This window comes from Neisseria polysaccharea (genome assembly GCF_963392925.1).
GTDB classification, from domain to species: Bacteria; Pseudomonadota; Gammaproteobacteria; order Burkholderiales; family Neisseriaceae; genus Neisseria; species Neisseria polysaccharea.
Genome location: NZ_CAUJNZ010000024.1, coordinates 1 through 14051, shown reverse-complemented (window position 1 = coordinate 14051; position 14051 = coordinate 1). Strand labels below are relative to the sequence as shown.

The following is a 14051-nucleotide window of genomic DNA, read 5'->3' as shown; positions in this document are numbered from 1 at the left end:
TGAAGTTCCTGCTGGAATGACATTTTAGACCCCTCTCAAATATCGGTTAATCGAATTTGTCAAGGGGTTTGATTCAGGTTTTACACTCCCTTAACTGAAGCGCAATATATAAGGGTTATCTGTTAACCCTTTATTTTTACCCAAATACGTTTACATTTTTAAACTTATCAACTTAAAGGAACGATTATGTTATTCACGCCATTCACTTTTCCAAACGGCAAAACCGCCAAAAACCGTATCTTCAAATCCGCCATGGAAGAGCAACTTGCCCAAAACGACCAGCCGTCTGAAAAACTTGTTCGCCTGTACGACACTTGGGCAAAAGGCGGTGCAGGTATGTTGGTTACGGGCAATGTGATGGTCGCCGAAAGCGGCAAAGGTTCGATAAATGATGTGGTGATTTCAGACGGCCGCAGCCTTGAGATGCTGAAAAAATGGGCGAAAGCCGGTACGCAAAACGACACGCTGCTCATCATGCAAATCAACCATGCGGGCAAACAGTCGCCTGCGGTGGTCAATAAAACGCCGCTTGCGCCGAGCGCCGTGCCGCTGGTGGGCATGGACGGCTTTATCAATCCGCCGCGCGAATTGACTGCCGATGAAATCAACGGGCTGATTCAGCAATTCATGCAAACCGCGAAAATTGCCGAACAGGCAGGCTTTTCAGGCGTACAAATTCACGCCGCGCACGGCTATCTCATCAGTCAATTCCTCTCGCCGCACCACAACCGCCGTCAAGACCAATGGGGCGGCAGTTTGGAAAACCGTATGCGCTTCCTTTTGGAAATCTACACTGCTATCCGCGCCGCCGTGGGCAAAGATTTCTTAGTGGGTGTAAAACTCAATTCGGCGGACTTCCAAAAAGGCGGTTTTGACGAAAGCGAATCGGTACAGGTGGTACAAAAACTGTCGGAAATGGGCATTGATTTTATTGAAGTTTCCGGAGGCAACTACGAAAGCCCGCAAATGCTCGCCGCCAAAGACAGCATCCGCAAACGCGAAGCCTTCTTCATCGATTACGCCGAAAAAGCCCGTGCAGTCAGCCAAGTTCCGCTGATTATCACCGGCGGCTTCCGTTCGCAAAACGCCATGGAAGACGCCTTATCCAGCGACCATTTGGATTTAGTCGGCGTCGCCCGTCCGTTTGCCTTAGTCCCTGATTTGGCAAAAAAAATGCAAAACGGCACCTACCAAACCGTGCAAACCGACCGCATCCAAACAGGCGTGGCATTTGTTGATAAAAAAGCAGGAGCGATGCTGGAAATGAACTGGTATATGACGCAAATGGACTTGATCGGACAAGGCAAACAGCCCAATCCCAAATTGTCGGCGTGGAAAGTATTGCTGAAAACCTTGTGGGAAAACGGCAAAGCGGGATTGAGTACCGGCAGGGCTTGAGAATGGTCAAAATGCCGTCTGAAACGGGTTTCAAAACCTTTTTTCAGACGGCATTTGTTTGGGCAGACGGTTTAGTCCAAGGCTTTACGTGCGCCGGCAAAGAGGCGGTACCAGCCGGACAGTTCCGTCCAGCCTTCCGGTTTCCAGCTCATTTGCGCGGCGCGGTACACGCGTTCGGGGTGGGGCATCATGATGGTCACGCGGCCGTCGGCGTTGGTCACACCGGCGATGCCTTGCGGCGAGCCGTTGGGGTTGAGCGGGTAGGTTTGGGTCACTTGGTTTTGACTGTCCACATATTGCAACGCAATGCCCAAATCGGCAGAAATGTTGCCGCCGTGAAGCGCGAAGTCGGCGCGGCCTTCGCCGTGGCTGACCACGACGGGCAGGCTGGAGCCTTGCATTTCGTTCAGAATCAGCGATGCGGATTTCGGAACATGAACCATGCTCAGGCGCGCTTCAAACTGTTCGCTCAAGTTGCGTTTGAACTTCGGCCAGCCTGCCGTGCCTGGGATAATCTCGGCAAGGTTGCTGACCATTTGACAGCCGTTGCACACGCCCAATGTCAGTGTGTTCGGATCGGCAAAGAAGGCGGCGAATTGGTCGCGCAGAGCAGTGTGGAACAGAATCGATTTCGCCCAGCCTTCGCCTGCACCGAGTACGTCGCCGTAGCTGAAGCCGCCGCACGCCGCCAGCATTTTGAAGTCGGCAAGGTGGACGCGGCCTGCCATCAGGTCGGACATATGCACGTCGTAGGCATCGAATCCGGCGCGGGTGAACGCGGCGGCCATTTCGATTTGCCCGTTCACGCCCTGTTCGCGCAGGATAGCGATTTTGGGTTTCGCGCCGCTGTTGACAAACGGCGCGGCGATGTCTTCGTTCACGTCAAATTTCACGTCGGCAAACAATGCGCTGCGGTCGTTTTCGCCAATCAGGGCAAACTCGCTGTCGGCGCAGGTGGGGTTGTCGCGCAGGCGTTGGATGGCGTGAGAAGTTTCCTGCCATGCGCGTTGCAGGTCGGCGCGGGTTTGTTCTAGGAAATAACCGTAACCAAAGAAAGAAACAGATTCATTGTCAAAATCAGGAGAGCCAATCCAGCTTACTGCATCGATTAAGTTAGCTGCTTTAAATGCCGCATCAACATAATCCCTATCTTGTTGGCGGATTTGAATAACCGCACCTAATTCTTCATTGAATAAAATTTTAATGGCGGCATGATTATAAAGTTCGTCAGATAAGCCTTCGGCTGGATCACCTTGGAAATCCGGGTGATGAATCGGCAGGAATTTATCCATCAGGCAATCTATATCGGCACTGATACCGCACCGCCCCGCAAACGCCATCTCCGCCAGCGTCGCAAACAAGCCGCCGTCGCTGCGGTCATGGTATGCCAAAAGTTTGTCTTCGGCGACAAGCTGCTGAATCACGTTGTAAAACGCTTTCAGACGGCCTGTATCGTCCAAATCGGGCGCATCGCCGGTCATATTGTTGTACACCTGACCGAACGCGGAGCCGCCCATACGCGCTTTGCCGAAGCCCAAATCGACAAATAGCAATACGCTGTCTCCGACGTTTTTCAATTCAGGCGTAACGGTTTTGCGTACGTCTTGAACCGGCGCGAACGCGGAGATAATCAGGCTCAACGGCGAAACGACGGATTTTTTCTCTTCGCCGTCCTGCCATACGGTTTTCATCGACAAGCTGTCTTTGCCCACGGGGATGCTCAAATCCAATGCCTGACAGGCTTTGGAGACGGCTTCGACGGTGCGGTAGAGTTTTTCGTCTTCGCCTTCGTTGCCGCACGCCGCCATCCAGTTGGCGGAAAGCTTGATGTTGCCGATGTCGCCGATGTTGACCGCCGCGATGTTGGTGATGGCCTCGCCGACGCACATTCTGCCCGAGGCAGGCGCGTCAAACAGGGCGACGGTCGGTTTTTCGCCCATAGACATCGCTTCGCCGCGATAGGTGTTGAAGCCCATCATGGTCACGGCGCAGTCGGCTACCGGGGTTTGGTATTTGCCGACCATTTGATCGCGGTGTGTCAAACCGCCGACGCTGCGGTCGCCGATAGTAATCAGGAAATTTTTGGCGGCTACGGCAGGCAGGCGCAAAACGCGGTAGGCGGCTTCGGTGATGTCGATATTGCCCGCATTAAATGGTTTTTTCCCAAAGGGATTCCCTTCGGTCGCATACGGCGTAACCGTTTTGTCGGTACGCGTGGTTTTAGGCGGTTTGCCGAGCAAGACATTCAGCGGTAAATCGACAGGGTTGTTGGAGAACAAGTCGTCGCGAACTTTCAAATGGCCGTCGCCGGTCGCCGTGCCGACCACGGCAAACGGGCAGCGTTCGCGTTCGCAGATGGCGCGGAAGGCATCCAAATCTTTTTCCAAAATCGACAAGACATAACGCTCTTGCGATTCGTTGCACCAGATTTGCAAAGGCGTTAAACCGTGTTCTTCCAGCGGCACTTCGCGCAGCTCGAATACCGCGCCGCGTCCGGCATCGTTGACCAGTTCGGGGAAGGCGTTGGACAGACCGCCCGCGCCGACGTCGTGGATGGAGATAATCGGGTTTTTGTCGCCGAGCTGCCAGCAGCGGTCGATGACTTCTTGAGCGCGGCGTTCGATTTCGGGGTTGCCGCGTTGCACGGAGTTGAAGTCCAAAGACGCGTCATTTGTACCGGTATTCATCGAAGAAGCCGCGCCGCCGCCCAAGCCGATAAGCATACCCGGACCGCCCAGTTGAATCAGCAACGCGCCTTCGGGGATTTCGTCTTTATGCGTCTGCTGCGCCTGAATGCTGCCCAAGCCGCCCGCAATCATAATCGGTTTGTGATAGCCGCGAACCTGACCGTCAAACTTCTCTTCAAAGGTACGGAAGTAGCCCAAGAGGTTCGGGCGGCCGAATTCGTTGTTGAACGCCGCGCCGCCGATGGGGCCTTCAATCATGATGTCCAGCGGCGAGGAAATGTGTTCTGGCTTGCCGTAGTCTTGTTCCCACGGCTGTTTGAGGTCGGGGATGTTGAGGTTGGACACGGTAAAGCCGGTCAAGCCTGCTTTCGGGCGCGAACCTTTGCCCGTCGCGCCTTCGTCGCGGATTTCGCCGCCCGCACCCGTCGCCGCACCCGCAAACGGCGCGATGGCGGTCGGGTGGTTGTGCGTTTCCACTTTCATGATGATATGCGTGTCTTCTTCGTGGAAACGGTAGCCTTGGTTTTCCGCCGCATTCGGATAGAAACGCTCGATTTTCGCGCCTTCGATCACGGACGAATTGTCTTTATAAGCAACGACCGTACCTTCGGGATGCGCGTTGTGCGTGTCGCGTATCATGCCGAACAGGGATTTCGGTTGTTTTTCGCCGTTGAGGATGAAGTCGGCGTTGAAGATTTTGTGGCGGCAGTGTTCGCTGTTTGCCTGCGCGAACATCATCAGTTCCACATCGGACGGATTGCGCTGCAAAGCCTGATAGTTTTCAACCAGATAATCGATTTCGTCGGCGGAGAGTGCCAAACCCATTTCGGTATTGGCTTTGACCAAAGCCTCTTTACCGCCGCCCAAAACATCGACGGTGGAGAAAGTTTCGGATTCGAGATGGTGGAATAATTTGGATGCCGTCTGAAAATCGGGCAGCACGGATTCGGTCATGCGGTCGTGCAGCAACGCCGCCCATTGCCGTTTCTGTTCATCGGTAAGCGCACCTTCCAGCCACACCGCCATGCCGCGCTCGATGCGTTCGATGCCTGCCAAACCGCAGTTTTCCGCGATATTGGTTGCCTTGGAAGCCCAAGGCGAAATCGTGCCCAAACGGGGCGTTACCAAAAATAAATGCAAGCCTTCGCGCGCTTCGGGCGTTTCTTTAACGCTTTGCGCCGCCAACAAGGCTTGCAGTTTTTCGACAGTCGCGGCATCCAATGCTTTCTCGCTGCCGACGAAATACCAAAATTCGCTGCTTAATTTGACTTTGGGCAGACCGAGTGCGGCTGCTTTTTGCAAGAGTTTTTCAACACGGAAATCGGAAAGGGCGGTAACGCCGCGCAAGGGCAAAACGACAGACATGATTCAGCTCACAAATGCGGTTGGGAAAATGTCATTATACGCGAAAAGGACGGTTTCGTTAGCGCGTGTAAGCGAAAAAATGTTTACAATTTTACAAATACAATCAATGTAAAAACCTTTGTCATGTCAGTCGCGTTCTGAGAAATGTAATTTATATTCTGAAATATAGTAAAATCACGTCCGCTTTTGAAATTGTTTGGACAAGCTAAGAAGGAGTTATGCAATGTTTATTGTTTGGAGTGGGAAGGGGCTTTTGGTTGTTTTGTCTCTGATTATCGGAGTTATCTGTGGTTTTGCCTTGGGAGATTGGTTGAAAGATGCAATTTCCTCAAATTTCGTTTTTATGTTAAGCCTTTGTATTGCTGCACTTTGCAACTACTTCTTTAGTAAGTGGTTTATTTCCGATAAAGTAAAAACCTATACTGACAATGAAACAGGAGAAATAATCGGCGTGAGAGACAACTCAAGCCTGTTTTTTCTGCGCAACCGGTATTGGACATGGATTTTCGTCTTTTTGGCTGCTGTTTTTTTTGTAATGTTCATAATCGAACAATTTTAGCAACGAGGCATTGATATGTATGTTTTGCATGTCAAACACATTGTTTTATCGGACAGTAATCCCCGCAGGATGTCGACTCAAGAATTTCCGTAGATGCAAATATGGAATCCTAAAGGAACAATTATGAAAAAAATCGAAGCCATCATCAAACCGTTCAAACTCGACGACGTGCGTGAGGCGTTGACGGAAATCGGCATTACGGGCATGACCGTCAGCGAGGTTAAAGGGTTTGGAAGGCAGAAGGGGCATACGGAGATTTACCGGGGCGCGGAATACGCCGTCGATTTCCTGCCCAAGGTCAAAATCGAGCTGGTGTTGGCGGATGACGCTGTGGAACGCGCGATTGACGTGATTGTCGAGGTGGCGCGTTCGGGCAAAATCGGCGACGGCAAGATTTTTGTGCTGCCGGTCGAGGAGGCAATCCGTATCCGTACGGGCGAACGTTCGGACGCGGCGGTTTGAGCGTTTGGAATGGAAATGCCGTCTGAAACGCGGAATACCCCTTTTCAGACGGCAGGAAAACACCACCCTGCCAATAATTCAAGGAAAACCAATTATGCCTGTTTCACATCCTTATTTTGAAACCTTATCGGCAGGAAGCCCGGAAAACGGACCGGACGTTTGCTGGGAACGCGAGCTGCCTGTCAACGGCGATACCGTCGAAGTCTGTTTATGGACTGGCGGCGACGATGAACTGACTGCCGAAAAATTAGACGCATTCGCCGCGTTTTTAGCGCGTTTGGAAGAAGCGGACAAAATGGCCCGAGCCGCCATTGCCGAATATTTAACCGAAGACGGCGAATATTTGAATTTCCACATCACTGAAATAGAAGATGCGGACTACCCCGACAACCCCGAAGAATTTGCCCGCGCCATGCGTTTGGAGAGCATCTCTTTATGGACGGAGGAGCTGCCAAACTGCGACTCGATTGTGATGGACTACATGATAGACCGAGAAAAAAGCGACGAAATACTGGCCGTCAAACTGTTCGCCGACGGCGGCATATGCGGCATCGACTGGGAAAGTTAGCCCCTTTTCAGACGGCATTTTCTTTTTGAGCTTCAGATGTGGTGGACGATGAGTTTTTTGCCTTCGTAGTCGAGTACGTCCACATCCATGTCGAACAGTTCTTTGATGTTGTGTACGGTGAACACTTCTTCGGGCGTGCCGGTCAGGGCGACTTTGCCGTTTTTCATGGCGACGACGTGGTCGGCGTAGGCAGCGGCCTGGTTGATGTCGTGCAATACGACGACGGTGGTGCGTTTGTGTTCGTCGGTCAGCCGGCGCAGGATTTGCATGAGGGAGCGGGCATGATACATGTCGAGGTTGTTCAGCGGTTCGTCCAGCAAAACGTAGTCGGTGCGCTGGCAGAACACCATGGCAATCATGGCGCGTTGGCGTTGTCCGCCGGAAAGCTCGGTCAGGTAGCGGTCGGCGAAGTCTTGCAGGTGGAACTCGGCAAGCGCTTCTTCGACGATGGTTTTGTCGTTTTCAGACGGCCTGCCTTGGTGGTAGGGATAGCGGCCGAACATCAACAGGTCGCGCACGGTAATGCGGCTCATGATGCTGTTTTCTTGGGTAAGGATGGAGAGCGTGCGGGCGAGTTCGGCGGTGGGGGTATCGGCAAGGTTTTTGCCGCGATAGGCGATGCTGCCGCTTTCAAGCGGGCGCAGCCGCGCCATAAAGGAAAACAGGGTGGATTTGCCCGCGCCGTTGGGGCCGATTAGCGCGGTAATGCCGCCTTCAGGGATGTCGAGGCTGACGTTGTCCAGAATGGGGCAAGTGCCGATGTGGAAGCTGACGTTGCGGATGGTAATCATAGGCGGATTCGAATATGGGGAATTGGATTTTCAGACGGCCTTTAAATGATGAGGCCGTCTGAATTTTATTCCTGTATGGCGTGGTTAGATTTCGCTGACGGTAACAAATTCGGGGTGGTCGGCTTGGTCAATCAGGAAGGCGCGGACGCGTTCTTGCCAGAGTTCGCCGAATTGTTTGAGTTCTTCTGCGCTTGCGCTGCCGCCGACGGCTTTGGGCATAAGTTCGCGCATTTCGGGTGCAAAGGGTTGCAGGGCGGCGTTGAGGCTGACGGCGACGGTTTTGCCGTTGTCTTTGCGGCGCAGGGTCAGTGTGCCGTTGATTTCGCCTGCACCAAAGGATAAGAGGTTGCGGCGGGCGAAGCGTCCCTGTATTCCGATGCCTCCGAAGCCGGTTTCGGGGGCTGCGCCGGTGAGGAGTTGGACGACGGACGAGGTAACGCCGACCGTGCCTTCGTCGCGCGCTCCCTGCATGGCGGCTTCGATGCCGCCGCGTTCGGGCAGCTCTTCTCCGTAAAGGGCTTTCAGACCTTTGATAACCATCAGGTACGCGCCCGCGACGGTCGGGCAGGAATGTCCGCACAGGCGCACGGCATCGGCGTAGCGGTAAGTGAGGATGCCGTTTTCGGCCGCGCCGAGGAATGCGGCAAGCGCGTCCCTGACGGTGATGGTCGGGGCTTGGTTGAAGAATGATGGGAAACGTTCTTGCGTCATATGGTTTGTCCTTTCGAGGCGGGCTGCCGTTCAGACGGCATCCGTCATTTTTTGTGTTTTAAAACGAGATAGAGGAAAACGAGTCCGCCCGCAAATTCGACCACCACGCTTAATACCGCCTTCATGCCCAAGAAGTGTTCGAATACGGTCTGTCCGCCGACCAGGAGGATGCCGCCGACACAAACCGTCATCGGCAGGCGGACGGAATGGCGCACGGATGGGGAAAAGTGGTTGGCAAGCGAGGCGGCGAGAAGCCCGAAAAAGCTTACCGGACCGACCACGGCGGTCGCCGTCGCCACCAATGCGGCAATCCAAAGCAGTATCCATAAGGTGTTGCGCGTGTAGCTGATGCCCAAATTGATGGCTTGGTCGCGCCCCAAAAGGTGTACGTCCAAGCGGTAGCGTTCACGCCAAACGACCGCCGCGCTAATGAGCAGAATCAGCGCGCCTATGCCCAAAAGTTCGCTGTGTACGGTATTGAATCCGGCAAACATATTCGCCTGCGCCGCCGTAAATTCTTCGGGGTCGATCATGCGCGAAAGCAGCGATGACAGGCTGCGGAACAAAATCCCGAAAATCACGCCGATTAAAATCATACGCGGCAAATCGCGCCCGCCCTGTTTGATGAGCGTGTAGAACAATAGCAGCGAGCCGCCCATCATAACAACCAGTTCAAAGCCGAATTTGCCCGTCAACGGCAGGGAAGCATAGCCCACGCCGCCGAACGTAAACACCAGCAAGGTCTGCAAAAACACATACAGCGAATCGAAACCCAAAATCGAAGGGGTCAGAATCGGATTGTTGGTCAGTGTTTGGAAAAGCTGGGTGGACACGCCGACCGCATAGGCGACCATCAGCAGCGCGGCAAGCTTGGTCAGCCGCAGGTGCAGTACAAAATCCCAATCGCCTTTGACGTTGAGCGTCATAAACAGGATGCAGGAAACCAGCAACAGCGCAAAGGCAACCCACAACGGACGGCTGCTTCCTGCCATAAAACCGATATTTTTTTCAGACGGCATGAGCAGGTTTCCTTAACAAAAGCCACAAAAACAAAGCCGTACCCAACACACCAAAAACCGTAGAGACCGGAATTTCAAACGGAAACACAATCACGCGTCCGATAATGTCGCACAATAAAACCAAAGACGCGCCCAACAAAGCCACCGCAGGCAGGCTTTGGCGCAGCCTGTCGCCTATCAGGCGGCTGATGATGTTCGGCACGACCAGCCCGATAAACGGAATATTGCCGACCGTTACAATGACCAGCGACGTAATCAAAGCCACAATAATCAAACCCGACCACAACACCGCCGTCCGGTTCAAACCCAAATTCACGCTGACCGTCTCGCCCAGCCCCAAAATCGTCAGCCGGTCGGCAATCAGATAGGCAAACACCGCCAAACCGCCCGTAATCCAAAGCAGCTCGTACCGCCCCAGCAGCACGCTCGAAAAATCGCCCTGCTGCCACACGCCCAACATTTGCAGCATCTCAAACTCATACGCGACAAACGTCGCTACCGCCTCAACCACGCCGCCGAAAATAATCCCCACCAGCGGCACCATTAATTGCGCCGTCGGCGGCAGGCGGCGGATAAGTATCATAAACACCAGCATTCCGATTAGCGCGGCAACGGCGGCAACCGACATTTTGACCGGCAGCGGCGCGGCAGGCAGCAGCAGGGACATCAGAAGCAAACCCAAAGCCGCACTCTGACCCGCGCCCGCCATAGAAGGTTCGACAAAACGGTTGCGCATCAGAATCTGCATAATCATCCCCGCCACCGCCATCGATGCACCCGTCAGCACGATGGCGAATGTGCGCGGCAGGCGGCTGACCAGCATCAGTTCGGTGCTGTCCGACAGCGAAAACACATCAGACCAGCGGAAATCGGCAACGCCGACCGACAGGCTGACGGCAAACAACACTGCCAGCAGCAGGAGGTTGGTCAGGTTGAGGGAAAAAGGTTTGGCAGTCATAAACAGAAGGGAAAAGCGTTAAGGCGTAGAAGATTCAAACAAGGCAGCCCGACCGTCGGAGCGGAAAGCCTTGTTTGAAGCCTCCATATCGGGCAATGCCGTCTGAAACACGGTAGGCGGTTTGCATCCGTGTTTCAGACGGCATCGAATGCCGCCGTTTCATTATTTTGCCGCGTTAAAAGCGTCGGCAACCTGTTTGCTTGCATTCAGCAGCTCTTGCGCACCACCGGCCGCCAAATAAGTTTCAGGAACGAGGTAAACGACCTGTCCTTTTTTCCAAGCGGTCGTTTCGGCAACCAGCGGATTATTCAACACGTCTTTCGCCGCCTGACCCTCTTCGCCGATGGCCGCGCTGCGGTCAAGGACGAACAGCCAGTCGGGATTTTTCTCTTTCAGGTATTCAAAGCTGATAGGCTGACCGTGGCTGCCTTCTTTGATGGCTTCGTCAACGGCCGGAACGCCGATGTCTTTATGCAACCAACCGCCCAAACGTGAGGAAGGGCCGAAAGCCGACATCTTACCGCCGTTGACCAAAATCACCAAACCCTTGCCTTTGCCTTGCGCGGCAGTTTTCGCGGCTTCAAAAGACGCGTCGATTTCCGCCTTCAGCTTGTCCGCTTCCGCCTGTTTGCCGAAGATTTGCGCCAGCGCGTCGATGCGCTCTTTGGCACTTTCTTTCAGATTGGCGGTATCGGCGGTCATTTCGATGGTCGGCGCGATTTCGTTCAATTTGTCAAACGCCTTGGCGGCGCGGCTGCCGATGATGATGAGCTGCGGTTTGTAAGCGTTGAGTGCTTCGTAATCCGGCTCAAACAAAGTTCCGGCAGGTTTGGTCGTTTTGAAATATTCCTCTAAATACGGCAGGCGGTTTTTATCGACGGACAAACCGGTTTTCACGCCCAGTTTGCTCAAGGTGTCGAGCATACCCAAATCGTAAACGGCGATGCGTTCGGGGTTTTGCGGTATTTGAACATCGCCGCGCGCGGTTTTGACGGTAACGGACGCGCTTTCGGATTGTGCGGCGGAAACTGCCTGTTCTTTGGCTTGTGGGGCAGAGTCGGAATTTTGCGGCGAACACGCGCCCAAGGCGAGGACGGTGCATACGGCTAAAGCAGTCAAACGTAACATAGGTGTCTCCAAAATGGGGATATTGGGGCAAAGCCGCCGGCCGGACAAACCGGAACGGCTTTAGAAAGGATAAATGATAACCTATATCAAATTATCAGGACAGATGCCGCCTGAAAGGCTTTCAGACGGCATTTTTTCGGGATATGCGTTTTAGAACTTGTAGTTCACACCCAAACGGACATCACGGCCCACACCCGGCAGGGTATTGGTCCAGCGTTGGCTGTGCGGATAGTAGAACTTGTTAAACACGTTGTTAACCGAAAGATTGACATTGAGCGTGTCTTTGCCCAGCGGTTTCCAGTTGGCGAAGATGTCGTTCACACCGAAACCTTTGCGTACAACGTTTTCCAAGTTGCCTTGGCGGTCTTTTTGACCTGCCGCCAATATCGAACCCACGGCTTTTTGAACATAGCGTCCGCGCCAGCCGATTTCCAGATTCGGGTTTTTGAAGCGGTAGGCAAGGGAGGCTGTCCAAGTGCGACCGACTTGTGCGCCAAATTCAGGGTTCGCGCTCAACAGCTTGTCTTTGTGCGTATCGTAACCGTAAAAGCGCGGTTTGCTGTGGCTGACGCCGACTTTGGCAGTCAGACCGCCGGTGCGGTAGGACGCGCCCAATTCGTAACCGTGGTTTTTGATGTAACCGGCATTGACGGCTTCACGGACGGCGACAGAGTCGTGGCGGTTTTGCGGATTGGCAAGCGCGTCTTTGATGGTTTGCCAAAAGTAGCTGCCGTTGGCGGCAAACGTGCCGTCGTTGTAGTTGAAGCCGATTTCGGTATTGCGTGCGCGTTCGGCTTTGGTGCCGTCGGCAATCGAGATAATGCCGCGTTTACCGTGGGTTTGCAGCGCGTCATACAGGCGCGGGCTGCGGCTGGCGTAGTTGTGGCTCGCGCTGAAGCTCCAGTGTTCGTGCGGCTGCCAAATCACGCCGAAACTCGGGTTAAGGCTGCTGCTTGAAACGGTTTTGCCGTCGTGGGTTTTCACCTTGAAGCGGTCGTAACGCAGCCCGCCGGTCAGGGTAAAGCCGTCAATCTCGTGAATGGCTTCGATATACGCGCCGGTATCGGTTTTGGTCGGGTTGGTCAGACGGTAGGCTTTGGCAATGTTTTCATTGTCACGGTTCTTCTTTTTCTCTTCATCAGTTGCATCTTTTTTATCTTCAATTTTAAATTGTGAATTCAAAAATGCTTGCGGTTTGATTTCCTGATGGCGGTAGTTGATACCGTATTTCAACAGGGTTTGTTCGGCAAGGCGGCTGTCGAAGTTGAAGTTCATACCCCGAGTGGTGATTCGGGTATGGTTGGGGCCTTCTACATTGCCTGCGTAACCGCTGTCTTTGTCATCGGCGGAATAGCGTTTCTTTTCCAACACATAGGCGTTGGCATCCAGTTTTTCGACAAAGCCCAAGTTTTTACCCGTGTACTCCAAATTGGTGTTGGATTGGGTGGTTTCGCGGTAAGCAGGGGCTTGGCGTTTAATATTTATCCGTGAATCGTCGCCGCCGACGGTAAATTCTTCACGCACAGTGCGGATGCCCCGGTGTTGGTCTTTCATATGGCTCAACACGATGCGGTGGTCGTCGCCGCCGAAGGTTGTTCCGATTTTGGCGAGGTAGCTGCGTTTGTCCAGCGCGCTGTACGGTACGGTTTTGCCGCCGTTGGCATTGCGGAAACCTTTGCCGGCTTCGTAATCTTTTTCATCGTTGCGGCTGTAAGAGAACAAGCCGTCGAAGTTGCCTTCTTTTCCGAATACGCTTGCGCCGTAGCTTACGCCTTCGTTGCTGGCAAAGCCGCTGTTGAGGCGCACGCCCCAGTTTTTATCCAAGCCTTTGAGCAGGTCTTGGGCATCGACGGTTTTGGCGATAATCGCGCCGTTGGTCGCGCCGATACCGGCAGAGGCGGAACCTGCGCCTTTCTGTACGGAAACGACTTTAACCAAAGCGGGATCGACAATAAATCTGCCTTGGTGGTAAAGGATTTGGCTGTCGGAATAGGCGTTGTCCACCTTGATGTCGACAGAGTTCTGACCCATGCCGCGCAAGGTCATGTGTTGGGACGTGCCGTTACCGCCGCCGAAATCGATGGACGGCTCTTCTTTTAAGAGTTCGCGCATATCGGTTGCGGTGCTTTCGTCTTTTTGTTGAAGCGTAACGATGTTGGTACGGATTTTGCTGCCTTGGCGGTCGCCTTTTACGGTAATGGTATCCAATGCGACATTGGCGTTGCCTGCCGCGTGGGCAAAACCTGCCGCAAGTGTGAGCGAGAGCAGGCTGAGACGGAACAATGGGGTATTCATTCAATCGTCCTCTTGAGTATATGAAGGGAAGTAAATCCAAACCGTTAAGATTTGGCAGAATAAGAAAAATAATTAATAATTATTTTTATTTATATTAACAGGGGGGGGGG

At 53.6% G+C, this 14051-nt stretch carries 11 protein-coding genes; 4 read left to right on the top strand and 7 right to left on the bottom strand.

Annotated features, from left to right (window positions below; genetic code table 11):
* Positions 1 to 186 precede the first annotated feature (186 nt).
* Entirely contained in the window at positions 187 to 1398 is a 1212-nt protein-coding gene (locus RDY34_RS10290) for an NADH:flavin oxidoreductase/NADH oxidase family protein (protein WP_308073740.1), read from the top strand.
* 71 nt (positions 1399 to 1469) lie between these two features.
* Here the strand turns inward: RDY34_RS10290 and purL are convergent, their stop codons facing one another.
* The gene (gene purL / locus RDY34_RS10285; protein WP_308075405.1) at positions 1470 to 5450 is read right to left on the bottom strand and encodes a phosphoribosylformylglycinamidine synthase; all 3981 of its coding nucleotides are present in this window, start codon (positions 5448 to 5450) and stop codon (positions 1470 to 1472) included.
* Positions 5451 to 5673: 223 nt separating this feature from the next.
* On the opposite strand from purL, the gene RDY34_RS10280 reads away from it, so the two are divergent.
* The 3 genes from RDY34_RS10280 (at position 5674) to RDY34_RS10270 (ending at position 7039) form a co-directional block, all read left to right on the top strand.
* Positions 5674 to 6009 (top strand): hypothetical protein, encoded by a 336-nt coding sequence (locus RDY34_RS10280; RefSeq protein WP_003754652.1) that lies wholly within the window; start codon positions 5674 to 5676, stop codon positions 6007 to 6009.
* A 123-nt stretch (positions 6010 to 6132) separates the two neighbouring features.
* Positions 6133 to 6471: a P-II family nitrogen regulator gene (locus RDY34_RS10275; protein ID WP_025456947.1), complete on the top strand. Its 339-nt coding sequence runs from the start codon at positions 6133 to 6135 to the stop codon at positions 6469 to 6471.
* Positions 6472 to 6565: 94 nt separating this feature from the next.
* On the top strand, positions 6566 to 7039 hold the full coding sequence (locus tag RDY34_RS10270; RefSeq protein WP_118779301.1) for a DUF2004 domain-containing protein: 474 nt from the start codon (positions 6566 to 6568) through the stop codon (positions 7037 to 7039).
* A gap of 32 nt (positions 7040 to 7071) precedes the next feature.
* Here RDY34_RS10270 and RDY34_RS10265 read toward each other — a convergent pair whose 3' ends face one another.
* From RDY34_RS10265 to fetA, 6 genes are all read right to left on the bottom strand, one after another.
* A complete protein-coding gene (locus RDY34_RS10265; RefSeq protein ID WP_308075404.1) occupies positions 7072 to 7830 on the bottom strand; it encodes an iron ABC transporter ATP-binding protein in 759 nt (252 codons plus the stop codon).
* A gap of 84 nt (positions 7831 to 7914) precedes the next feature.
* Complete coding sequence (locus RDY34_RS10260) at positions 7915 to 8541, bottom strand: FmdE family protein (protein ID WP_308075403.1); 627 nt, start codon at positions 8539 to 8541, stop codon at positions 7915 to 7917.
* 44 nt (positions 8542 to 8585) lie between these two features.
* Complete coding sequence (locus RDY34_RS10255; protein WP_308075402.1) at positions 8586 to 9560, bottom strand: iron chelate uptake ABC transporter family permease subunit; 975 nt, start codon at positions 9558 to 9560, stop codon at positions 8586 to 8588.
* A complete protein-coding gene (locus RDY34_RS10250) occupies positions 9550 to 10518 on the bottom strand; it encodes an ABC transporter permease (protein WP_308184573.1) in 969 nt (322 codons plus the stop codon). The genes RDY34_RS10255 and RDY34_RS10250 overlap by 11 nt, the downstream gene beginning before the upstream one ends.
* A gap of 162 nt (positions 10519 to 10680) precedes the next feature.
* Complete coding sequence (locus tag RDY34_RS10245) at positions 10681 to 11646, bottom strand: siderophore ABC transporter substrate-binding protein (RefSeq protein ID WP_308184572.1); 966 nt, start codon at positions 11644 to 11646, stop codon at positions 10681 to 10683.
* Between the two features lie 150 nt (positions 11647 to 11796).
* Complete coding sequence (gene fetA / locus RDY34_RS10240) at positions 11797 to 13941, bottom strand: TonB-dependent siderophore receptor FetA/FrpB (RefSeq protein ID WP_308184571.1); 2145 nt, start codon at positions 13939 to 13941, stop codon at positions 11797 to 11799.
* Positions 13942 to 14051 lie beyond the last annotated feature (110 nt).

Bases quoted from the DNA above. Each gene is read 5' to 3' on its own strand.
- RDY34_RS10290 (WP_308073740.1), top strand. From the start codon at position 187: ATGTTATTCACGCCATTCACTTTTCCAAACGGCAAAACCGCCAAAAAC.
- purL (WP_308075405.1), bottom strand. From the start codon at position 5,450: ATGTCTGTCGTTTTGCCCTTGCGCGGCGTTACCGCCCTTTCCGATTTC.
- RDY34_RS10280 (WP_003754652.1), top strand. From the start codon at position 5,674: ATGTTTATTGTTTGGAGTGGGAAGGGGCTTTTGGTTGTTTTGTCTCTG.
- RDY34_RS10275 (WP_025456947.1), top strand. From the start codon at position 6,133: ATGAAAAAAATCGAAGCCATCATCAAACCGTTCAAACTCGACGACGTG.
- RDY34_RS10270 (WP_118779301.1), top strand. From the start codon at position 6,566: ATGCCTGTTTCACATCCTTATTTTGAAACCTTATCGGCAGGAAGCCCG.
- RDY34_RS10265 (WP_308075404.1), bottom strand. From the start codon at position 7,830: ATGATTACCATCCGCAACGTCAGCTTCCACATCGGCACTTGCCCCATT.
- RDY34_RS10260 (WP_308075403.1), bottom strand. From the start codon at position 8,541: ATGACGCAAGAACGTTTCCCATCATTCTTCAACCAAGCCCCGACCATC.
- RDY34_RS10255 (WP_308075402.1), bottom strand. From the start codon at position 9,560: ATGCCGTCTGAAAAAAATATCGGTTTTATGGCAGGAAGCAGCCGTCCG.
- RDY34_RS10250 (WP_308184573.1), bottom strand. From the start codon at position 10,518: ATGACTGCCAAACCTTTTTCCCTCAACCTGACCAACCTCCTGCTGCTG.
- RDY34_RS10245 (WP_308184572.1), bottom strand. From the start codon at position 11,646: ATGTTACGTTTGACTGCTTTAGCCGTATGCACCGTCCTCGCCTTGGGC.
- fetA (WP_308184571.1), bottom strand. From the start codon at position 13,941: ATGAATACCCCATTGTTCCGTCTCAGCCTGCTCTCGCTCACACTTGCG.